Here is a 21,120-nt window from a genome sequence, read left to right as displayed (position 1 = left end):
CGGTCACCCCAATGGCGCAGCACCGGCACGGGGAGCTACCACCCCGGCTCGCACTGCCTCCGAAAGGGCGCTGCGCCAGTGCGGCAACGGGCGCAGTCCCGCGGCTGCCCACGCGGCACCCGACAGCACCGAGTAGGCGGGTCGCGGTGCCGGGCGGGGGAAATCCGCCGTGGTGCAGGGCTGAACGCGTGCGGGATCGGCGCCGAGTTCCTCGAAAATGGCCTGTGCGAACCGGAACCACGTGGTCTCGCCGCCACCGGTCGCGTGCAGCAGACGCGTCTCCGGCAGAACCGAGGCGAGCTCGAGAAGTCCGGCCGCGAGGTCGTGCGACCACGTCGGCGAACCGGCCTGATCATCCACAACGGACAGTGAAGGCCTCGAGGATTCCAGTGCCGCCATGGTCTTCACGAAGTTCGAGCCTTGCGCGCCGTACACCCACGAGGTGCGCACGACGTAACCGCCCGCCGCCAGCACACGGCGTTCGCCTTCGAGTTTTGTGCGACCGTAAGCGGACTTCGGACCGACCTCGTCAGAAGTCTCGTACGGCCGCGTGCCGTCGCCGGCGAACACGTAGTCCGTCGAGACGTGGATCATCGGAATGCCAACGGAAGCGCACGCCTGCGCCAGCAGACCGGGACCGACGGCGTTGACCGCGAACGCGCGGTCCTCGTCGGTCTCGGCGGCGTCGACGGCGGTGTACGCGGCGCAGTTGATCACCGCGGAGGCACCGGCCAGGTCCGCGGCCGCGACCTTCGTCACGTCGAGCTCGGCGGAGGACACCGCGCGGACGTCGGTGGACAGGGCGGCGAGGTCGTGGCCGAGCTGGCCACGACCACCGGGAACGAGGATCACCTCTCTCAGCCCTTCGCCAGCGCCGCGCGCTCCTTGAGCGGCTCCCACCAGGCGCGGTTCTCGCGGTACCACTCGACCGTGTCGGAGAGACCGACGGTGAAGTCGACCTGCGGCGCGTAGCCCAGTTCGGAGGCGATCTTGGAGATGTCGACCGAGTAGCGGCGGTCGTGACCCTTGCGGTCCTGCACGGGTTCGACGGCCGTCCAGTCGCGGCCCGTCGCCTCCAGCAGCTTCTCGGTCAGCTCGCGGTTGGTGAGCTCGGTGCCGCCGCCGATGTTGTAGATCTCCCCCGGCCGGCCGGCCTCGGCGACGAGCTGGATGCCACGGCAGTGGTCGGCCACGTGCAGCCAGTCGCGCACGTTCAGGCCGTCGCCGTAGAGAGGCACCTTCTTGCCATCGATCAAATTGGTGACGAAGAGCGGAATCACCTTTTCGGGGAACTGATACGGCCCGTAATTGTTCGAACACCGAGTGATGCTCACGGGCAGGCCGTGAGTGCGGTGGAACGCACGCGCCAACAGGTCCGAAGAAGCCTTGGAGGCCGAGTAGGGCGAGTTCGGTTCGAGGATGTGCGTCTCGGTCCAGGAGCCGTCCTCGATCGAGCCGTAGACCTCGTCCGTCGAGACGTGCACGAACCGGCCCACGCCCGCGTTCAGGGCGCCCTGCAGCAGCGTCTGCGTGCCCAGGACGTTCGTGAGCACGAAGTCGGCCGATCCGGTGATGGACCGGTCCACGTGCGATTCGGCCGCGAAGTGCACGACGACGTCGATGCCGCGCATCTGCTCGGCGACCACGCCGGCGTCGCAGATGTCGCCCTGCACGAACTCGAACTTGCCCGCGACCGGCGCGAGGTTGGTCTCGCTGCCCGCGTAGGTGAGCTTGTCGAGCACCACCACTTCGGCACCGGCGAACGCCGGGTAGGACCCGCTCACCAACTCCCGCACGTAGTGCGAGCCGATGAACCCGGCCCCACCTGTCACCAGTACGCGCATGCCATTTCCTCCCGTGGTGTTCCCCGCTCGCAGTCTGTCACGTACCTAATCGCTGCAACCCACAGCAACGTCACGCCGTCTGACTTATAAAGAACTAAACTCGCGGTTGTGGGGGAGGAAACGGCTGTGGAAGGCAGAACTCTGCCGGTCAGGGTGGTGGGCACCCGACCGTCTGCGGCCTTTCGCGCTTTCCTGGTGACGGGGAAGATCTTCATCGCACTCGTCTCAACGGCTGTGCTTCTCGTCACGTCCTACGGCTGGAACAAGCTGCGCACGACGAACGACGGCATCGTCAAAACCGAGGTCATCTCGGAGGAACTCGCCAAGCAGGGGCCCAAGCCGCTCGACGGCGCGGTCGACATCCTGCTGGTCGGCATGGACAGCCGCACCGACGCGCAGGGCAACCCGCTGTCGGAGGAGGTGCTCGCCATGCTCAACGGCGGCATCGCCGACGGCGAGCAGAACACCGACACCATGATCCTCGTGCACATCCCGGTCGACGGCACCCGCGCGGTCGCCATCTCGTTCCCCCGCGACTCCTACGTCGAGATGGCGGACGGGTTCGGCAAGCACAAGCTCAACTCGGCGTTCGCGCGCCAGCGCAACACCGTCGACCAGCAGTTGCGCTCACAGGGCGTGACGGACGAGGCGCGGATCCGCACCGAGTCGATGGCCGCTGGCCGCAAGACGCTGATCAAGACGATCGAGAACATGACCGGCGGGTCGGTGCGCGTCGACCGCTACGCCGAGGTCAACCTCGCCAGCTTCTACGAGGTCACCAAGGCCATCGGCGGCGTCGAGGTGTGCCTGAAGGAACCGACCTCCGACCGCGACTCCGGCGCGAACTTCCAGGCGGGCCAGCAGACGATCGAGGGCGCGGCCGCGCTGTCGTTCGTGCGGCAGCGCAAGAACCTGCCCGGCGGCGACCTCGACCGGATCGTGCGCCAGCAGGTGTTCATCGGGGCCCTCGCGAAGAAGGTGCTGTCGACCGGCACGCTGACCGACCCCGGCAGGCTCAACAGCCTGGTCGAGGCCGTGCAGAAGTCCGTGATCCTCAGCTCCGGCTGGGACATCACCACGTTCGCCGAGCAGATGCAGGGCCTCGTGGGCGGCAACTTCCAGTTCAAGACGATCCCGGTGGGCGACCCGACGGACACCTACAGCGACGGCAACGTGCTGCCGGTGAACCCCGCGCAGGTGCGCAAGTTCCTCACCGACCTGGCCGCGGACAAGGACACGTCGAGCAAGGCCCCGGTGACGACCACCACGCTGCCCGCGCCGCCGAACTCCTCGATCACCGTGCAGGTCTTCAACGCCGCGGGCATCCAGGGACTCGCGACGCAGGTGATGAACACGCTGGCGGCCAAGGGTTTCCAGCGCGGTCCCGTGGCGTCGGCGCCGCAGAACAGCGACACCACCGTCGTGCGGTACGCGACCGGTGAAGAGGGCTCCGCGCGCAAGGTCGCGGCGGAACTCGGCCCCAACGTCGGGGTCGAGGAGGACGCGACCGTCCGAAAGGGACAGATCCACGTCTTCGTCGGCAGCGACTACCAGGCGCAGGGCGACGACTCCGAGGACATCGACCCGCAGGGCGTTCCCGGCACGTCGGCGCCCGCCAGCTCGAGCAGCACCCCGCCCATCACGGCGGGCGGACTGGTCTGCGTGAACTGAAACCCCCGGCGTAACGCGCTTGCGATAGTTACGCTGAGCACGCAGAACCAGCACACGAAGGGCCAACCCTTGAGCACTGCCGCACGCGTGAAGAAAACCGCACGGGTCATCGGCCGTACGGTGATCGCGCTTGTCGCCGTGACAACGTTGGCGTTCTCCGGCTACTTCTGGACCGCGCTGCGGCTGGTGAAGCAGAACACCAACACCACGCAGATCCTCCAGGTGCTGGAGGACATCCCGAACTCGCCACCCGTCGAGGACGGCGCGATCGACATCCTGTTGGTGGGCAGCGACAGCCGGACGGACGCGCAGGGGCGGCCACTTCCCGCGGACGTGCTGCGCAAGTTGCGCACCGAAGGCACGGACACGGTGAACACGGACACGATCATCGTGATGCGCGTGCCCCGCAACGGCGGCAAGGCGAGCGCCATCTCGATTCCACGCGACACGTACGTCCCGATCGCCGGCTACCGCGACGACAAGATCAATTCCGCGTACGGCGCGGTGAAGTACCTGACCGCGGAACGGTTGCAGGCCGAGGGCGTGAGCGACCAGCAGGAGCGCGAGCGCAGGTCGGACGAGGCCGGGCGCAAGGCGCTGGTGCAGGCGGTCCAGCACCTCACGGGGATGCGCGTCGACCACTACGCGGAGATCAACCTCTACGGGTTCTACCTGCTGACCGAGGTGATCGGCGGCGTGCAGGTCTGCCTGAAGGCCGGCACGTCGGACCCGAACTCCGGCGCGAACTTCCGCGCGGGCCCGCAGACGATCTCGGGCGGTGACGCGTTGTCGTTCGTGCGGCAGCGGAACATGCCCGGCGGTGACCTGGGTCGCATCGCGCGGCAGCAGGTGTTCATGTCGCAGGCGATGAAGCAGTTGCTGTCCGCGGGCACGTTCACCGATCCCGGGAAGCTGAGCGGGCTGCTCGACACGGTGTCGAAGTCCGTTGTCGTGGACCAGAACCTCGACCTCACGACGCTGGCGACGCAGGCGCAGGGCCTCGCGTCGGGCAACGTGGAGTTCGCCACGATCCCGGTGACGAGCATCGACGGCCGCAACGAACGCGGGCAGAGCATCGTGACGGTCGACCGCGAGGCGGTGAAGGCGTGGGTGGCGCAGCAGATCGGCGAGACCCCGAAGCCCGTTCCGTCGTCGACGACCCCGAGTACGCCCGCGCGGTTCGGCCCTGAAAAGCTGCTCTCGCTGGACGGCGCGCACGCTGTCGCAGCTCGCCAGGATGTGCCGTGCGTCGACTAGGGAGTACCGCGTGAGCGTGACCGAGATCCTCTTCACGCCGTTGCTGAAGGCCGATCCCGGTCGTCCGCTGATCACGCACTACGACGACGCGGCGGGCACGCGGATCGAGCTGTCGCGCGCGACCGTGAAGAACTGGGCCGCGAAGACGGCGAACTGGCTGCGGGACGAGCACGACGTCGAACCAGGCGACTCGGTGGCGGTGCTGCTGCCCGCGCACTGGCAGACCGTGGGCCTGCTGCTCGGCGCCTGGTGGTGCGGTGCCCGCGTGGTCGGCGCCGGAACTGACGCCAAGGTGGCCGTGGTGCCGCCCGGTGGCACGGCCGACGCGGACGTCGTGGCCGTGGCCTCGTTGCACCCCATGGGTTTGGGCTCCGGCGCCCCGGTCGACTACGCCGACGACGTGCGCGTGCACGGCGACGACTTCATGCCCTGGGAACCGGTCCCGGGTTCAACGTTGGCGCTGGGTGAGTCCACTGTGGACGAGGTGGTCGCGCAGGCACGGGAGCTCGGCGCGAAGCTCGGCTCCGACCCGCGTGTGCTGTCCACTGTGGAGTGGGACTCGCCTTCCGCTGTGCTGGAAGGCTTTCTGGCCGTGCTCGCGGCCGGTGGTTCACTGGTTCAGGTGAGCAATCCCGACGCGGGCCAGCTGGCCGCGCGCCGGGAGAGCGAGAAGGTCACCCAGGAGATCACACAGCTGCTGGGTTGAGCACCTTGTTGTTCTTGAACAGCACGCGGTCCAGCGAGTAGGCACCACCGTTGAAGCCGAGGGCGAGGGCGGCCGCGCCGAGCACGACGACCAGTTCGGCACCACCCTCGCCGAGCAGGCCGTTCGGCAGGTGCACGAGGACCCAGGCGCCGAGCATGTCGGCGGCGAGCAGCACGCCGACGACCGGCAGCGCCACACCGGCGATCAGCGCGAGGCCACCGGCGAGTTCGACGGACGCGGCGAACCACGCGGACAGCGTCGGCAGCGGCACGCCCATCTTGTCGAACGAGCCCGCGGTGCCCGCCATGCCGAACTCGGTGAACTTCTGCCAGCCGTGCGCGACGAACACGACGCCGACGGCGATGCGCCCGATGAGTGCGGCGATGTCCTTGACCATGTTTCCTGCTCCCCGATCCTGTCGTTCAGCTGTAGGTCGTTCAGCCTCGAACCAAAACTAGTGCAGGTTTGAACAACCTCATGATTTCGACAGGAAGCCAACAGCGAGTCCACAGGTTCGCTGGTCGCGCTACTTCTTGAGGGTCAGACCGGCGCCCTCCGCGTTGGTCAGGATCAGCGAGGAGCGGTTGATCTTGTAGGTGAACTCGCCCTTGCCCAACGCCTGCACGACGGCCTCTTCCACGGCGTTGACCTGCTCGCCACACCCCATGTCGGTGATGGGCCCCAGCGCGACCTTGATCGTCTGGCCGGCCAGTTCGTACGGCCGGTCGCCGCCCCTGAGATTGCAGCCGCTGACCACGGCCATGTTGCCGTTGCGGAAGGCGACCGTGACCCTCACTCCAGCGGGCAGGGACGAGACGGCGTCGCGCGTGACGAGCCCGTCGACGGTCCAGGTGCCCTCCAGGGTGGCGGGCTGTTCCGTCGCGAGCACGATCTCCGCGTCCGCCCCGGTGAGCACGAGGTTGGTGCCGTCGAGCTTCCAGGAAGGTGTCGCGCGGAGCAGGTTCGACAGCCACTCGTCCTGCTGGTGCAGCTCGGGTTTGGGGCAGCCCATCGCGGTCATGGCGAGGTCGCCAACGGAGAGCTTGCCGTCGTCGAGCTTGACCGGACTCTGCATCTGGTTGCAGCCGGCGCTCGCGATCAGCCTGTCGTCGTCGGTGAATCTCAGTTCCACCGTCGTGCCCTCGACCAGTGCGCGCGGCTTGCCCTGTTCGGTGACGGAGGTCGAGACGTACACCTTGCCCCGCAGGTTCGCCCCCTGACCCGCAGGCGAGGTGGAGCAGGCCGTTGCGGCGGCCAGCAACAGGACGGCGAAGGCGATTCGGGCGCTCATGCGACTAGGACGGAACGGTGTGGCCCTGTGGTTGCCCGAAGGCCGGGAGCGGGATTTCCGCGCCCGGCCAACGGAAAATTCGATGTCACGGGGACAGCGACTCAGCGAAGTCGTAGAGACTCTTGATGTCGTTGTCGAAGTACGGCCCGTCCATCTGGCTCGCGTCGGCGTGCCGGTGGCTGACCACGCTGTTGATGTAGCCCAGCCCGTTCTGGTCGTTGTACTCCTGCAGCCACGGTCCGCCCGACGATCCGCCGGTCATGTTGCACCAGGCCCGCACCTGCTGGCTGTGGCCGTTCCAGGTCGTGCCCTGGCAGAAGTACTGCAGCTCACCGGTGAACGGCGCACCCGCGGGGTAGCCGAGGATCGTGACGAACACCGAGTAGCCCCAGTTCCAGCGCAACCCGTTGCCGCCCACGACGTTCGCGATCGAACTGCCGCCGAGGGTCTGCATGATGACGATGCCCATGTCCTCGTCACTGTTGCTGGAGTTGATCCAGGCAGTGCGAGACGTGAGCTGGTAGGCACTCCACGTGCCGAAGGGGCGCGCGCCGTTGCGGTAGCGAGGCACGAACACCCAGTTGCTCATCCACTGGCCGCCGGCACCGCCGTGCACGCAGTGCCCCGCCGTCTGGACCAGCTTCCTCTTGGCGCTGCTCACGGTCGCGCCGGAGCAGACGTAGTTCAGGCCGTTGGCCGGGTTGGTGAAGAACACCTTTCCGACCGTCGCCGACTCGTTGAGCATCGTCCCGATGCCCTGCGCCTGCTCGGTCTTGACCTTCACCGAGGGTGCGACCCCTTCGATGCTGCCCGCACGACCCGAGGGCTGGCGTGGGGAAGCGGCCTGAACCGTGGCGGGTGCCTGTGCCGGGATCGCGGCGGCCATGCGCTCCGGAGTCCAGTAAGCCTCGGCCGCGGCGGCCGACTGGATCTTGTTGTCGGAGGTTCTGGCCAGGCTGGCAGCGCTGCCGTTCGGTGCCGCCTGCGCGGTCGGCACGAGCACGGAAGCAGCCAGCAAAAATCCGAACGCTAATGAAACAGTTCTTTTCGCTCTCATTCGAAATACCTCACTAAACGAGGTCAACTTGCGGCTTTGCGAACGTAGCGATGCCTCTGACCTGGTGTCCAGCCGTTTGTTGAAGTTGCTCTGTTCAGCCCCGCTTCCATTCCATGCCTGCCAGAAAAAGGTCCATCCGGGCCATTTCTTCGGCCGATGTGCCGGATCGGAAAGCGTTATCCGTCAGTCGATCTTGAACCTGGGGCTTGACAGACCGGACGCTCGTGGCTGTACTTAACCCAGAGGTTAGATAACCAAGTGGTTAGGTAAGAGATGGACCAGCTGAGCTCCACCTTCGCCGCGCTGGCGGACCCGACCCGCCGGGCGATCCTCGCGCGGCTCACGGAGGGCCCGGCGACGGTGAAGGAGCTCTCCGAGCCGTTCGACATCAGCGGCCCGGCGATCTCCAAACACCTGCGCGTGCTGGAGAAGGCAGGCCTGATCACCCGCGGCAGGGAAGCCCAGTGGCGTCCCTGCCAGCTCGATGCGACACCGCTGAAGGAGGTCGCCGTGTGGGCTGAGAACTACCGCCGCTTCTGGGATGCGAGCTACACGCGCCTGGACGCACTCTTGACCGAAATGAAGGAGAACGACCGATGACCACGGTGAAGTTCGGCACGACCGTCACCCTCCCCTCCGACACCGAGATCGCGATGTCGCGCACGTTCGACGCGCCCGCATCGTTGGTGTGGAAGGCCTTCACGACGCCAGAACTGCTCCGGCGCTGGCTGCTCGGCCCCGACGGCTGGGAGATGCCGATCTGCGAGGTCGACCTGCGCGTGGGCGGCAAGTGGCGTTACGGCTGGGCGCAGCCGGACGGCTCTTCCGCGTTCGAGATGTACGGGGAGTACACCGAGGTCACGCCGTTCTCGCGGATCGTCAACACGGAGATCTTCGAGGACAACCCGCCGTCCATCACGACGGTCGAGTTCGTGGAGGTGGACGGTCAGACGACGATGACCACCACGATGACGCTGGTGTCGCAGGAAGCCAGGGACGCGGTGCTCGCGACCGGCATGTCCGACGGCGCGGGGCGCAGCTACGAGCGGCTGGGCGAGGTCCTGGCCACGCTGTGACCCGTCCACCCGGCTCGAGGTTGGCGGACCGTAATCACCTTTGGTGACAACGGTTCCCCCGGTCAGGGTTCATGTGCGCGGTTACGTTCGGGCGCATGGGACGTTTTCTCGTGGCTCTGGCCATCACGCTCGGCTTCGCCGTGCTGTCCGCTCCGCTCGCTCACGCCGTTCCGGGCTCGCGCTGGGACGTTGTGCCGTGCGCGTCCGGCTCGAAGGCCCTGTGGCTGCCGCGCGTCGACAAGTTCGGCACGGATTTGTCGTGCACGACAGAGGAAGCCCGGTCCGCTGCGGTGAAGGCGGCGGTGGACAGCGGGAGTCCTACGCGGATGATGAACGTCGCCATCGCGTTCGCGCAGCAGCTCGCGGACAAGTCGCTCACCGCTACCTCGCCTTGCGTGCTTGGGGCGAAGGGGGCTGTCGGAGAGGCGATCGGCACGTGCGTGGCCGCCTGACTCGAACAACGATCGGCCTGGAGGACGAGCCTCCAGGCCGATCATCGGGTCGTTGCTCTAGCCGTTGAGCACGGCGCGCAACATCACGACGCGCTGGATCTGGTTCGTGCCCTCGTAGATCTGCGTGATCTTCGCGTCCCGCATCATCCGCTCGACCGGGAAGTCGCGCGTGTAGCCGGCGCCGCCGAAGAGCTGCACCGCGTCCGTGGTGACCTCCATGGCCACGTCGGAGGCGAAGCACTTGGCCGCGGCGGTGATGAAGCCGATGTTCGGCTCGCCGCGTTCTGCCTTGGCGGCGGCGACGTAGACCATGTGGCGGGCCGCCTCGATCTTCATCGCCATGTCGGCGAGCATGAACTGGACGCCCTGGAAGTCCGAAATGGACTTTCCGAACTGCTTGCGGTCCTTGACGTACGCGACCGCGGCCTCGAGGGCACCCTGCGCGATGCCGACGGCCTGGGCGCCGATCGTCGGGCGGGTGTGGTCCAACGTCTTCAAAGCCGTCTTGAGGCCCGTGCCCGGCTCGCCGATGATGCGGTTGGCCGGGATGGTGCAGTTCTCGAAGTAGATCTCGCGGGTCGGCGAGCCCTTGATGCCGAGCTTGCGCTCCTTCGGGCCCACCGAGAAGCCAGGGTCGTCCTTGTGCACGACGAACGCCGAGATGCCGGCGGACTTCTTCGCGGCGTTGGGGTCCGTCACGGCCATGACGGTGTACCAGGTGGACTCGCCTGCGTTGGTGATCCAGCACTTGGTGCCGTTGAGCACCCAGTCCGAGCCGTCCAGGACGGCGCGCGTGCGCATCGACGCGGTGTCGGAGCCCGCCTCGCGCTCGGACAGCGCGTAGGAGGCCATGGCCTCGCCGGAGGCGATGGACGGCATGACGAGCTGCTTCAGTTCCTCGGACGCCGAGAGGAGGATCGGCATCGTGCCGAGCTTGTTCACCGCCGGGATCAGCGAGGACGACGCGCAGACGCGGGCCACTTCCTCGATGACGATGCAGGTGGCGACGGAGTCCGCGCCCTGGCCGTCGTAGGTCTCCGGCACGTGGACGGCCGCGAAGCCCGCCTTGACCAGGGCGTTGTGGGCCTCTACCGGGAAGCGCTCGTTCTCGTCGACCTCGGCCGCGTACGGCTTGATCTCCTTCTCGGCGAGCGAGCGGACGGCCTCTCGCAGCGCCTCGTGCTCCTCGGCGAGCTGATAGGTGCCGAAGCTCGGGTTCACCTTGTTACCTCCCAGTAGCGAGTACTCGGCACGATGTTAGCGCCCGTTCACGTCGGGCGCTGCTGTGCTGTTGAGCACTCAGAGGGACTTCTGCAGCGCCGCGTCCTTGTCTAGTACGAGCTGCTCGAGTTCTGCCTGGAAGCGGGCCATGCGTTCCTGCAGTGCGACGTCCGAGGCCGCCAGCACGCGGACGGCCAGCAGGCCCGCGTTGCGCGCACCACCGACTGAGACCGTGGCGACCGGGACGCCCGCGGGCATCTGCACGATCGAGAGCAGCGAGTCCATGCCGTCGAGGTACTTGAGAGGCACCGGCACGCCGATGACCGGCAGCACCGTGGCCGAGGCGACCATGCCGGGCAGGTGGGCGGCGCCGCCGGCACCCGCGATGATCACGCGCAGGCCGCGGGAGGCAGCCGAACCGGCGTAGTCGAGCATGCGCTGCGGGGTGCGGTGGGCGGAGACGACGCTCACCTCGAACGGCACGTCGAACTCGGCGAGGGCCTCGGTGGCCGCCTTCATCACCGGCCAGTCCGAGTCGCTGCCCATGATCACGCCAACCTGAGTCACTCCGCACTCCGCTTCTCGCCGTGAATGTCGTATCCGTCTGACCAGATGCCCGTGGACAGCCAGTGAGCGGCAAGCTGCGCGCGCTGGCGGACCTCGGTCATGTCGTTGCCGAGGAACGTCACGTGCCCGACCTTGCGGCCCGGCCGTTCCTCCTTGCCGTACAGGTGCACGTGCGCGTCCGGGAACCGCGCGAACAGGTGGTGCACGCGCTCGTCCGGCCCCATCGCGGGCACGTCGGAAGCACCGAGGACGTTCGCCATCACGACGGCCGGCGCCATCAGGTCGGTGCGGCCGAGCGGGTAGTCCAGGACGGCGCGCAGGTGCTGTTCGAACTGCGACGTGCGCGCGCCCTCGATCGACCAGTGGCCGGAGTTGTGGGGGCGCATCGCCAGCTCGTTCACGACCACGCCGTCCGCGGTCTCGAACAGCTCGACGGCCAGCACGCCCACGACGCCCAGCGCTTCGGCGACCTTCAGGGCCAGCTCCTGGGCCTCGGCACCGTCCAGGGCGGGTGCCGGCGCGAGAACCTCGACGCAGATGCCGTCGGACTGCACGGTCTCGACGACCGGCCACGCCGCGCCCTGCCCGAACGGCGAGCGCGCCACGACGGCGGCCAGTTCGCGGCGCATCGGCACGCACTGCTCGACCATCAACGGCGTCCCGGCCTCCAGCAGCTCGGGGACGACGCGCTCGGCGCTCTGCGGGGTGTTCAGCATCCACACGCCGCGCCCGTCGTAGCCGCCGCGGATCGCCTTCAGCACGCACGGCCAGCCGTGCGCCGCGCCGAACTTCTGCACGTCGCGAACCTCGTGCACCTCGGCGAACGGCGGCACCGGCAGCCCCAGCTCGGCCAGCCGCACCCGCATCTTGAGCTTGTCCTGCGCGTACTGCAGCGCGTCCGGACCGGGGTGCACCTTCACGCCCTCGGCGACCAGCGCGCGCAGGTGCTCCTGCGGCACGTGCTCGTGGTCGAACGTGACGACCTCGCAGCCCTTCGCGAACGCGCGCAACGCGTCGAGGTCGGTGTGGGTGCCGAGCACCACGTCCCGCGCGACGAGGGCGGCGGGGTCGTTCTCGGAGACTGCGAGCACGCGCAGCGACTGTCCCAGCGGGATCGCGGCCTGGTGCGTCATGCGGGCGAGCTGCCCGCCGCCGATCATTCCGACGACGGGGAGACGGGTACGAGAGTCCACGGTTCAGGCATTCTACCTGCGGCTTCTCCGGCACTCACCAGCAGATCCAGCCTCTGGGCGATGACGCGGCCCTCGGGTGCGACGTGGATCACGAGCCGCTGGTCGTCGAACCGCACCAGCTGAACGGCCTCACCCCCAAGGAGGCCGTTCAGCTGGACTTCGACCCGTGGCGCGGGATCGTGTCGACGAACCACGCCCAGCGGGTGCTCGGCTTCCGCCCGCGCTACCCCTCGGCCTTGGCGGCGGCCGTGTCCGGCGCGCTCTGATCACTCGGAGCGGAATCGGACTCGGACTCAGCGACGGGCTCGGAGTCCGGCTCGGCAGCGACCTCCGGTTCTGCCTCGGCCTCGGGCTCCGGGGAACCGATGCGGCGGTGCGAGCGGGAGGGCTTCCACCCGCCGCCGTGCCGCATCAACCGGAACACCAGGAAGAACAGCCCTGCGGCGATCAGCGCGCACACGACGAACTCGATGACCTGGAACGTCGTGAGCCGCTCGATCGGCTGGTATTCGACGTACGTGCCGATGGCGGCCTTCTCGTTGCGCATGCAGGTGTTCGCGTTGATGCCCTGCATGCACTTGTCCAGCACGCGCACCGGTTCGAGGTCGGGGCCGATGAAGCCGTTGCCGAGCTCAAGTCCGCGCTCCGGCGCGACGGGGGTGTTCTCCCAGCGCACGATCACGCGTTCCGGCGGCAGGTAGTAGTCGCGCGCCACCACGGACACGAGCACGCGCGTGAGCGTGAAGAACACGAGGGTGCCCGCGATCGCCGTCATCACGTGCCTGGTCAGCAGGCCGACGAGCACACCGATCGCGAGCCCCAGGACGGCGTAACCGGCCTGCACGAGCGGGTTGGCCTCGAACGAGGACCACGACCTCCTCGTGCCGATGTAACCGTCGCCGGTTCCGACGAGCGCGCCCAGCATGACGGCCAGGACGCCGAACACGAGCAGCTTGCCGCGCAACCACTCCACGGGAGTGACGTCCTGGCCCCATGCCACGAAGTAGGTGCGTTCCTCCAGCTCACGGGCGATGAGCGGCGCGCCCCAGAACATGCCGATCACGCCGCCGAACCCGATCTGCACCATGAGGGCGTAGAAGCCGAAGATCGGCATCGAGGCCGACCCGCCCTCGTACTCCGTCGAGAGCAGGCCGTACACGGCGATCAGGGCGAGAGCGACGACGCCGGCGATGGACCAGCGGTGCTGACGCCAGGTCAGCCAGATGAGCGAGCCGAGTTTCACGCCGCACGCTCCAGGTGTGCCACGACCAGCTCTTCCAGCGTCACGTACCGCGCGGTCCACGGTTCGTCGATCCGCGCACCGCCGGAACGCACCAGGTACGACGACTGCGATCTGCCGTGCTTCGCGAGCACCACAGGGCCCTCCACGGGTGATTTCGAGGCGTGCGGGCCGGTGTAGAGAACGTGCTCTTCCAGCAACTCGTCCGTGTCGCCGTTCACCAGCAACCGTCCGCCCGACAGCAGCAGCAACCGGTCGGCCACGCCACCGATCTCCGCGACGACGTGCGTGGAGAAGACCAGCGTCATGCCGTTGTCGTTGACCTCGGTCAGCAACTCCCGCATGACCTTGTGGCGCGCGAGAGGGTCCAATTCGGACAGTGGTTCGTCCAGCAACAGGACGTCCGGGCGGGATCCCAGTGCCAGCGCGAGCGTCACGTGCGTGCGCTGGCCGCCGGACAGGTCACCGATCTGGAGCCTGCGCGGCACCTTGAACCGGGTGAGCCACTCGTCGGCGCGATCGTTGTCCCAGACGTCGTTCATGCGGCGGCCGAACTGCAGCACGTCCGCGACCTTGAACGACTTGTACATCGGTTTGTGCTGCGGCACGTACGCCACGCGGCCCGCGATCGACGCGTGCCCCGCATCCGGCGGTAGGTGCCCAGCCAAAACGTTGAGCAGCGTCGACTTGCCGGAGCCGTTGGCTCCCACCATCGCCGTGACGCTGCCAGGCGGTAGTTCGAAGGAGACGTTCCGCACCGCCCACTTCGACAATCCGGCCGCGACCACGCTCATTGCGCTCCCCCACTCAGCACTTCGCGCAGCAGCGCGTAGATGTCCTCGTCCTCCAACCCGGCGGAGCGTGCCTCCGCGACCCATGTGGCGAGCTTGGCGCGCAACGGGTCCAGGTCCTCGGGGGCGGCGGACCCCAAGGAGGCCTTGACGAAGGTGCCGGAGCCCTGACGGGCTTCGACGAGGCCGGCGAGTTCGAGCTCGCGGTAGGCCTTGAGCACGGTGTTCGCGTTCACGCCGCTCGTGGCGACGACGTCGCGGACCGTCGGCAGCCGATCACCCGGCTGCAACCAGCCGAGCCTCAGGGCCTCCCTGACCTGCCTGCCGAGTTGCAGGTAGGCGGGAAGACCACTGCCGCGGTCAACGTGGAACTCGACCACGCACGCTCCCCAGATTGTTCTAGTGAACTAGCACAATAGAACACTTCTCGGAGCGTTGGGAAGACACCCCCGGTGGGGACACGGGGAGAACCCGTGGGCGCGGGACAGGGGGTTCAGCGCCCAAGCGAGGTGAGGAGCGCACGCGCCTCGGCGTGCGTGTCCGGCAACTGCTCGACCCAGACCTTGGCGGGTCCGACCGGACGGACGTTCGGGTCGTCGGCGAGCCGGTCGGCCGCCAGGACTCTGAGGTTCGACACTCTTCGTGCCAGCAGTTCGTCCCGGCGAACGAGCACGGCGGCCACGCACGGCCCGAGGGTCGCCAACGTCTCGCCACCGTCGAAGACAGTGCGCAACGCGTCGGACGCGAGCGTCATCGCGACCACGCGGGACCAGCCGGTGGCCCGGTGCACGTCGAGGCGCAGCATCACCAGCGCGTAGTCGAGCGTCGCGACGGGTGTCTCCCGGTACACCTCGCCGAGCCTCGTGCGCAGGTAGGCGGCGGTCGCCAGCCCGGTCAGAGGGTCCTCGGCCGCGCACTCGCCGGCCTGCTTCGTCACCACGTCCGCCCATCCCAGCGCTGTCATGCGCAACATCCGTGCGGGCAGCGAGTCGACGTCCGGCGACACGACGTGCGACACGGCGGTCAGCACGGCGTGCAGCGCGGCCAGGTCCATCAGCGTCTCGCTCAGGCCCGCTCCCGCCTCGGCGCGAGCCCGGCCCAGCCGGACCAGCGCGTCGCCGGGGTCGGTGTTCTCCAGCATCGCCGCGCACACGTCGTCGACCTCGGCGAGCGGCCAGTCTGCGGGGAACGCCCAGCCGGCGGCCATGGTGGCGGTCCGCCACCTCGACTTCAGCAGGCGTTCCGCTTGTGCGACACCCACCCGGTCTCCCTTCAGTTCACCCGATTCCAGGTGGGAGACGCAGCCGTCGCTGATTCGTGACGCAACCCGCGCGGGGGATTGAGATGACTCTGTCAGGCGCCGTAAGTCACACTGAGCGCCGCGAGGGAGGGAAACGAAGACTGTGGCAATCGTTCCTGCAGACGTCCAGGGACCCAGCGACGCCGAACTGATCGAATCAGTGCGTGGTGGGACCATCGACGCCTACGGCCAGTTGTACGAACGCCACGTCTCGGCGGCCTACAACCTCGCCCGCCAGTTGGCGCGTTCTCCGGCGGAAGCCGACGACCTCGTGTCCGAGGCGTTCGCGAAGGTGCTGGACACGCTCCGTGCAGGGCGCGGACCCGACTCGGCGTTCCGCGCGTACCTGCTCACGGCGCTGCGGCACACCGCGTACGACAAGACCCGCCGCGACAAGAAGGTCGACCTCACCGAGGACATGACCGACGTCGCGCCCGCCGTGCAGTTCAGCGACACCGCGGTGGCCGGCCTCGAGAAGTCGATGGCCGCCCGCGCGTTCGCCGCGCTGCCCGAGCGCTGGCAGATGGTGCTCTGGCACACCGAGATCGAGGGCCAGTCGCCCGCCGAGGTCGCCCCGCTGCTCGGGCTGACGGCCAACGGCGTGTCCGCGCTCGCCTACCGCGCCCGTGAAGGCCTCAAGCAGCAGTACCTGCAGATGCACCTGACCGACACGGAGGCGGAGCGCTGCCGGGCGACCGTCGACCGGCTCGGTGCCTGGACCCGCGCCGGCCTGTCCAAGCGCGAGGCGACCCAGGTCGAGGCACACCTCGACGAGTGCGGCCGGTGCCGCGCGCTGGCCGCAGAACTCGCGGACGTCAACGGCGCGCTGCGGATCTTCGTCGCCCCGCTGGTGCTGGGCATCGGTGCCACGACGTACCTGATCGCCGCCGGAACCACGACGGCCGTCGTCGGTGCCGGAGCGGCCGCGGGTGGTGCGGGCGCCATCGGTGCCGCGATCCCCCGTCAGCTCGTCACGGTCGGTGGTTCCGCCGCCGCCGTGGCCGCGGCCGTGGCGATCGCGCTGGCCGCGGCCGGTGGCGAGCAGCAGGCGCCCGTGGTCCAGGCCGTCGAGCCGCCGCCCGCGCAGACGCAGGTCCAGCCGCCGCGACCGGTGCCGCCGGCACCCGTTCCTCCCGCCCCCACGCCCCAGCCCTCGGCGCCGCAGCCCACGACGGAGCCGCCGCCCGTGGCGACTCCGCCCGCTCCACCGGCACCGCCCGCTCCGCCGGCCCCCGAACCTCCCGCCCCCGCGCCGCCGTCGCTCACGCCGACCACGCCGAGCGGGTTCACGCTGACGCCCGGCGAGGAGCCCAAGGACTTCCCGATCTCCATCCGCAACACCGGTGGCACCGCGGCGCCGCCCGCGAGCATGGTGCTGAACCTGCCGCCCGGCGTCGTCTCGACCGGCGGGCCCGCGTCGTTCGGCGCCGCGCGCCTGCTGCAACCGGACGGCTCGGCCGACCAGACCGTGAACTGCCCCGCCGGCACCGGCACGATCACGTGCGTGACGCCGCAGGGCATCGCGCCCGGCGGGCAGGCGACGTTCCACTTCCTGCTGCGCGCGACCGACACCGCGGTGCCCGGCACGATCACCGGCGTCATCAGCGCGGGTGCGGCGATCTCCGTCAACGTCAGCGTCGCGGTCAACGTGCCGCCGGTGAACGACGACCTCGAACTCTTCGTGAAGACGTGGCAGGACGAGGTGTTCTGGGACCCGCGCGCGGACGTCGAGGTGCGCAACACGGGCCCACGCGCGGGCACGTTGAAGCTGGACGTGTCGACGTCGGAGAACCTCGTGCTCTACACGCCGTACCGCGAGTGCACGTCGTCCGGCAAGACGACGCTGCGCTGCGTCACCGACCTGGACAAGGGCGGCCGGTACCGGATGTCGGTCTGGGCGTTCGGGCATCGCGGCGGCAACATCACCGTCACGGCCACGCTGGGCAACGCGACGAAGTCCGTGACCGTGCCGATCAAGGCCTGGCCGGAGCCTCCGGGCGAGGAACCGCCGAACCCGCCGACGTCCACGACGACGGCTCCTCCGACGACCACGACGACGCAGCCCACGAAGCCGACCGAACCGACGCGGCCGACCGAACCGACGGTGACCAAGCCGACGGAACCGACCGTGCCCACCAAGCCGACCGAGCCGACGGTGACCTCGCCGACGGTGACCGTGCCGACGCTGCCGGAGCCGTTCGAGACGCCGCCGCCACCGTCGTCGACCACGCCACCGCCGACCTCGGAGCCGTGCGACCCGTGGCCGGGACTGCTGCCGTCGCTGATCCCTGACCTGTTCGGCCGGTCGTGTCCCGCCCCGCGAAGTTGATCAAAAGTTGATCTTTGGTCGTCACAGAACGTGCAGGTCACGTGCCTCTGAGTGGCAGAAGGTAACACCCGGAGGCAGTGACCGTTACCTTGATCCGTAAGCTGGTCCGGTGCTGCCAGTCGTTCGCCGTGCCATGAGCCGGTTGCCAGAACCACTCCAGTTCCTGCTGCACAAGCACCGCGAGATGATCAGGTTCGCCCTGGTCGGCGGCACGACGTTCCTGATCGACAACGGTGTCTGGTACGCGCTCAAGCTCACCGTGCTGACCGACAAGGTCGTCACGGCGAAGGTCATCGGCGTGCTGGTGGCGATCATCGCCTCGTACGTGCTGTCCCGCGAGTGGTCGTTCCACACCCGCGGCGGCCGCGAGCGTCACCACGAAGCCGCGCTGTTCTTCCTGGTCAGCGGCCTGGGCGTGGGGATCAACATCCTGCCGCTGTGGCTGTCGCGGCACCTGTTCGGCCTCCAGGCCCCGTTCGTCTCGGTGTTCACCGAGGAGATCGCGGACTTCGTCTCGGGCTCGATCATCGGCATGCTGCTCGCCACCGGCTTCAAGTTCTGGGCGATGCGGCGCTGGGTGTTCCCGGACGCCGACGCGCGGCCGGACCGGCGCGTTCACCCGATCTCCGTAGACTCGTCGCGTGTCCCTAGGCGAAACAGTGATCTCGCGGTTTCCGGAGCCGATCCGGTCGATCGCGCTGAAGCATCGTGAACTAGTCAAGTTCGCCCTGGTCGGGGGCACCTGCTTCGTGATCGACACCGTCCTGTTCTTCGGGATCAAGACGGTCGTCCTGCCGAACAACCCGGTGACCGCGAAGATCATCGCGACCCTGGTCGCCACGATCGTGTCGTACATCCTGAACAGGGAGTGGTCGTTCCGCACCCGCGGCGGCCGCGAGCGTCACCACGAGGCGTTGCTGTTCTTCCTGGTCAACGGCATCGGCATCGTGCTGAACTCGGCACCGCTGTACATCGCGCGGTACGCGTTCCACCTGCAGGAGCCGCACGTGTCGCGACTCACGGAGGAGATCTCGGACTTCCTGAGCGCGCAGATCATCGGCACGCTCATCGCGATGGCCTTCCGCTGGTACGGCTACAAGAACTGGGTCTTCCCCGAGGAGAACGCCCGCAAGAGCCGGTCGATCGAGGACGAGAAGGAACTCGGCCACTCCTAACGGGGTGTGCCCGGCGTCTTCCAGGAGATGCCCACCACGTCCTGAGCCTTCGGCACCGGCAGGAACACGGCGAACGTCGCCGGCCGGGCCGTGGACAGCTCCAACCGGCCGCCGTCCGCGTCGACCAGCGCCCGTGCGAGCGCCAGCCCCACCCCGGTCGAGCCACCGCCGGAGACGCCGCGCTCGAAGATGTGCGCCGCCAGGTCGTCCGGCACGCCCGAGCCGCCGTCGCTGACCTCGACCACGACCGTGCCCTCCTCGCTGCGCGCGGTGATGACGACGGACCCCTCGCCGTGGCGCAGGGCGTTGTCCAACAGCACTCCGATGGCCTCGCGCAGGCGGGCGGGGGTGGCGCGGGCCAGCAGGCCGTCCGGGACGCGGACGCGCAACGCCCTGCCCTGGCCCCTGACCTGCTCGCGCCACTCCTCGGCGATCAGGTTCAGCGCGGGCCGCAGCTCCAGCGGTTCGGCGCCGACGGCTCGGGCCGCGCGGGCGGCGGCGAGGAGTTCGTCCAGCACGGCGGCGAGGCGTTCGGCCTGTTCCAGGGCGGCGCGGGCCTCGGCGGCCGTGTCGGGTTCCGGATGCTCCGCCAGGGCTTCCAGACGCAGTTGCAGGGCCGTGAGACGGCTGCGGAGCTGGTGGGAGACGTCGCCGACCAGCTCGCGTTCACGCTGGACCAGGCGGGCCAGTGCGGTGGCGGAGGTGTCGAGGGCCTCGGAGACGGCGTCGAGTTCCTCGATGTTGTAGCGCTGGTCGTCGGCGCGGAAGTCGCCCGCACCCAGCCGGGACGCGCGGGCGGCCACGTGCCCCAGCGGGCGGGCAAGCGTTTGCGCCGTCACCAGGGCCACGACGGTGCCGGTGCCCACCGAGAGCGCCAGCAGGAGCAGCACCAGGCCCGCGACCTGGGCCTGCTGCGTGTGCATCGGTCCGGAGGGGATCTCCAGCCGGACGGTGCCCTGCTGGGCGATCGTCAGTTCGACGGCCAGCGGGTCGTCGCCCGGCGACGGTCCCGTGACCTTGGTGGTGCCCGCCGAGATCACCGTGAGGCGGCCGTCGGTCGGTATCGCGACCCGGACGGCCTCGATGTCGATGCTCTGCTGCTTGGCGAGCTGGTCGTCGAGCGTCGTCGCGATCTGCTGGGCTCGCTCGGTGAGGCTGCCGCGGGCGGTGTCCTCGACGAGCTGCAGCGCGGTGTAGCCGAGCGGCAGGCCGAGCACGAAGCCCGTGACGGCGACGGCGAGCAGGATCGCCCGCAGGATCCGGCGGCGCACTAGTCGGCGTTGAAGCGGAAGCCACGGCCCCGCACGGTCGCGATGCGCTTCTCGGCGGAGTTCGGCGTGCCGTCGCTGAGCTTCCTGCGCAGCCACGACATGTGCATGTCGAGCGTCTTGCTGCCCTTGAGGTCGGGGTCGTTCCAGACCTCGGACAGGATCTCGTCGCGGCTCACGACCTGCCCCGCGCGCTGGATCAGCACCTTGAGCAGCTCGAACTCCTTGTTCGCCAGCTGGATCTCGCCGCCGTCGACCGTGACGCGGCGGGCGGCCAGGTCGACGCGGACGCCGTTGACCTCCAGCGTTCCCGGTGCCCGGCGGCGCAGCAGGGCCCGGATGCGGGCCATCAGCTCGGCCAGGCGGAACGGCTTGGCGACGTAGTCGTCCGCTCCCGCGTCGAGGCCGACGACGAAGTCGACCTCGTCGGCTCGGGCGGTGAGCATCAGCACGGGTACGCCTCTGCCGCTCTGGCGCAGCCTGCGGCACACCTCCAACCCGTCCATGCCCGGCAGGCCGAGGTCCAGCACCAGGAGGTCGATACCCCCGGCGATGGCGGCTTCGAAGGCCTTTGGCCCGTCGCCCACGACCTGCACCGAATAGCCCTCCCGCGTCAACGCGCGGGAGAGAGGTTCCGCGATGGCCGGATCGTCCTCGGCCAGCAACACCACGCTCACGGGGC

At 68.8% G+C, this 21,120-nt stretch carries 24 protein-coding genes; 10 read left to right on the top strand and 14 right to left on the bottom strand.

Going from position 1 to position 21,120, the window contains the following annotated elements; genetic code table 11:
• Nucleotides 1-3 precede the first annotated feature (3 nt).
• Entirely contained in the window at nt 4-861 is an 858-nt protein-coding gene (gene rfbD / locus ACH413_RS32250) for a dTDP-4-dehydrorhamnose reductase (protein ID WP_360044581.1), read from the bottom strand.
• Nucleotides 858-1,844, bottom strand: a complete 987-nt coding sequence (rfbB, locus tag ACH413_RS32245) for a dTDP-glucose 4,6-dehydratase (RefSeq protein WP_360044107.1) — start codon at nt 1,842-1,844, stop codon at nt 858-860. The genes rfbD and rfbB overlap by 4 nt, the downstream gene beginning before the upstream one ends.
• A 195-nt stretch (nt 1,845-2,039) precedes the next feature.
• Here rfbB and ACH413_RS32240 point away from each other — a divergent pair, with 195 nt between their 5' ends.
• From ACH413_RS32240 to ACH413_RS32230, 3 genes are all read left to right on the top strand, one after another.
• A complete protein-coding gene (locus ACH413_RS32240; protein ID WP_360044110.1) occupies nt 2,040-3,515 on the top strand; it encodes an LCP family protein in 1,476 nt (491 codons plus the stop codon).
• A gap of 87 nt (nt 3,516-3,602) precedes the next feature.
• Nucleotides 3,603-4,772 carry an LCP family protein gene (locus ACH413_RS32235; RefSeq protein ID WP_360044112.1) on the top strand — a complete coding sequence of 390 codons (1,170 nt, stop codon included), beginning with the start codon at nt 3,603-3,605 and terminating at the stop codon, nt 4,770-4,772.
• Nucleotides 4,773-4,782: 10 nt separating this feature from the next.
• Nucleotides 4,783-5,478: a TIGR03089 family protein gene (locus tag ACH413_RS32230; protein ID WP_360044115.1), complete on the top strand. Its 696-nt coding sequence runs from the start codon at nt 4,783-4,785 to the stop codon at nt 5,476-5,478.
• Here ACH413_RS32230 and ACH413_RS32225 read toward each other — a convergent pair.
• The 3 genes from ACH413_RS32225 to ACH413_RS32215 form a co-directional block, all read right to left on the bottom strand.
• On the bottom strand, nt 5,459-5,875 hold the full coding sequence (locus ACH413_RS32225) for a DoxX family protein (protein ID WP_360044118.1): 417 nt from the start codon (nt 5,873-5,875) through the stop codon (nt 5,459-5,461). The genes ACH413_RS32230 and ACH413_RS32225 overlap by 20 nt on opposite strands.
• Before the next feature lie 129 nt (nt 5,876-6,004).
• Complete coding sequence (locus ACH413_RS32220) at nt 6,005-6,769, bottom strand: META domain-containing protein (protein ID WP_360044121.1); 765 nt, start codon at nt 6,767-6,769, stop codon at nt 6,005-6,007.
• A gap of 85 nt (nt 6,770-6,854) precedes the next feature.
• Entirely contained in the window at nt 6,855-7,787 is a 933-nt protein-coding gene (locus ACH413_RS32215; RefSeq protein ID WP_360044124.1) for a hypothetical protein, read from the bottom strand.
• Between the two features lie 312 nt (nt 7,788-8,099).
• Here ACH413_RS32215 and ACH413_RS32210 point away from each other — a divergent pair, with 312 nt between their 5' ends.
• The 3 genes from ACH413_RS32210 to ACH413_RS32200 all read left to right on the top strand — a co-directional run bounded on the left by ACH413_RS32210 (nt 8,100) and on the right by ACH413_RS32200 (nt 9,354).
• Nucleotides 8,100-8,426 (top strand): metalloregulator ArsR/SmtB family transcription factor, encoded by a 327-nt coding sequence (locus ACH413_RS32210; protein WP_360044127.1) that lies wholly within the window; start codon nt 8,100-8,102, stop codon nt 8,424-8,426.
• Entirely contained in the window at nt 8,423-8,902 is a 480-nt protein-coding gene (locus tag ACH413_RS32205; protein WP_360044130.1) for an SRPBCC family protein, read from the top strand. Before ACH413_RS32210 ends, ACH413_RS32205 begins: the two co-directional genes overlap by 4 nt.
• A gap of 95 nt (nt 8,903-8,997) precedes the next feature.
• Nucleotides 8,998-9,354 carry a hypothetical protein gene (locus ACH413_RS32200; protein WP_360044133.1) on the top strand — a complete coding sequence of 119 codons (357 nt, stop codon included), beginning with the start codon at nt 8,998-9,000 and terminating at the stop codon, nt 9,352-9,354.
• 57 nt (nt 9,355-9,411) lie between these two features.
• Here the strand turns inward: ACH413_RS32200 and ACH413_RS32195 are convergent, their stop codons facing one another.
• From ACH413_RS32195 to ACH413_RS32185, 3 genes are all read right to left on the bottom strand, one after another.
• Nucleotides 9,412-10,575: an acyl-CoA dehydrogenase family protein gene (locus ACH413_RS32195; protein ID WP_360044136.1), complete on the bottom strand. Its 1,164-nt coding sequence runs from the start codon at nt 10,573-10,575 to the stop codon at nt 9,412-9,414.
• A 78-nt stretch (nt 10,576-10,653) separates the two neighbouring features.
• On the bottom strand, nt 10,654-11,142 hold the full coding sequence (purE, locus tag ACH413_RS32190; RefSeq protein WP_319975146.1) for a 5-(carboxyamino)imidazole ribonucleotide mutase: 489 nt from the start codon (nt 11,140-11,142) through the stop codon (nt 10,654-10,656).
• A complete protein-coding gene (locus tag ACH413_RS32185) occupies nt 11,139-12,335 on the bottom strand; it encodes a 5-(carboxyamino)imidazole ribonucleotide synthase (RefSeq protein ID WP_360044140.1) in 1,197 nt (398 codons plus the stop codon). The genes purE and ACH413_RS32185 overlap by 4 nt, the downstream gene beginning before the upstream one ends.
• 83 nt (nt 12,336-12,418) lie before the next feature.
• On the opposite strand from ACH413_RS32185, the gene ACH413_RS32180 reads away from it, so the two are divergent.
• A complete protein-coding gene (locus tag ACH413_RS32180; RefSeq protein ID WP_360044143.1) occupies nt 12,419-12,601 on the top strand; it encodes a hypothetical protein in 183 nt (60 codons plus the stop codon).
• Here ACH413_RS32180 and ACH413_RS32175 read toward each other — a convergent pair.
• The 4 genes from ACH413_RS32175 to ACH413_RS32160 form a co-directional block, all read right to left on the bottom strand.
• Entirely contained in the window at nt 12,559-13,578 is a 1,020-nt protein-coding gene (locus ACH413_RS32175; RefSeq protein WP_360044146.1) for a hypothetical protein, read from the bottom strand. The genes ACH413_RS32180 and ACH413_RS32175 overlap by 43 nt on opposite strands.
• Nucleotides 13,575-14,369 carry an ABC transporter ATP-binding protein gene (locus ACH413_RS32170; protein WP_360044148.1) on the bottom strand — a complete coding sequence of 265 codons (795 nt, stop codon included), beginning with the start codon at nt 14,367-14,369 and terminating at the stop codon, nt 13,575-13,577. Before ACH413_RS32170 ends, ACH413_RS32175 begins: the two co-directional genes overlap by 4 nt.
• Nucleotides 14,366-14,746 carry a GntR family transcriptional regulator gene (locus ACH413_RS32165; RefSeq protein WP_360044151.1) on the bottom strand — a complete coding sequence of 127 codons (381 nt, stop codon included), beginning with the start codon at nt 14,744-14,746 and terminating at the stop codon, nt 14,366-14,368. Before ACH413_RS32165 ends, ACH413_RS32170 begins: the two co-directional genes overlap by 4 nt.
• Before the next feature lie 113 nt (nt 14,747-14,859).
• The gene (locus ACH413_RS32160; protein ID WP_360044154.1) at nt 14,860-15,627 is read right to left on the bottom strand and encodes a GGDEF domain-containing protein; all 768 of its coding nucleotides are present in this window, start codon (nt 15,625-15,627) and stop codon (nt 14,860-14,862) included.
• A 142-nt stretch (nt 15,628-15,769) separates the two neighbouring features.
• Here ACH413_RS32160 and ACH413_RS32155 point away from each other — a divergent pair, with 142 nt between their 5' ends.
• From ACH413_RS32155 to ACH413_RS32145, 3 genes are all read left to right on the top strand, one after another.
• A complete protein-coding gene (locus ACH413_RS32155) occupies nt 15,770-17,995 on the top strand; it encodes a sigma-70 family RNA polymerase sigma factor (RefSeq protein ID WP_360044157.1) in 2,226 nt (741 codons plus the stop codon).
• A 112-nt stretch (nt 17,996-18,107) separates the two neighbouring features.
• Nucleotides 18,108-18,707, top strand: a complete 600-nt coding sequence (locus ACH413_RS32150; protein WP_396425391.1) for a GtrA family protein — start codon at nt 18,108-18,110, stop codon at nt 18,705-18,707.
• On the top strand, nt 18,637-19,170 hold the full coding sequence (locus ACH413_RS32145) for a GtrA family protein (protein ID WP_396425387.1): 534 nt from the start codon (nt 18,637-18,639) through the stop codon (nt 19,168-19,170). Before ACH413_RS32150 ends, ACH413_RS32145 begins: the two co-directional genes overlap by 71 nt.
• Here the strand turns inward: ACH413_RS32145 and ACH413_RS32140 are convergent.
• Nucleotides 19,167-20,441 carry an ATP-binding protein gene (locus ACH413_RS32140; protein ID WP_360044160.1) on the bottom strand — a complete coding sequence of 425 codons (1,275 nt, stop codon included), beginning with the start codon at nt 20,439-20,441 and terminating at the stop codon, nt 19,167-19,169. The two genes, ACH413_RS32145 and ACH413_RS32140, sit on opposite strands and share 4 nt — an antisense overlap.
• Nucleotides 20,441-21,115 carry a response regulator transcription factor gene (locus tag ACH413_RS32135; RefSeq protein WP_330272542.1) on the bottom strand — a complete coding sequence of 225 codons (675 nt, stop codon included), beginning with the start codon at nt 21,113-21,115 and terminating at the stop codon, nt 20,441-20,443. Before ACH413_RS32135 ends, ACH413_RS32140 begins: the two co-directional genes overlap by 1 nt.
• Between the last annotated feature and the right edge of the window lie 5 nt (nt 21,116-21,120).

This window comes from Lentzea sp. NPDC020367, from assembly GCF_044387305.1.
Classification (GTDB): domain Bacteria; phylum Actinomycetota; class Actinomycetes; order Mycobacteriales; family Pseudonocardiaceae; genus Lentzea.
The sequence above is the reverse complement of the archived record's forward strand: the minus strand, read 5'-3'. Positions and strand labels throughout refer to the sequence as shown.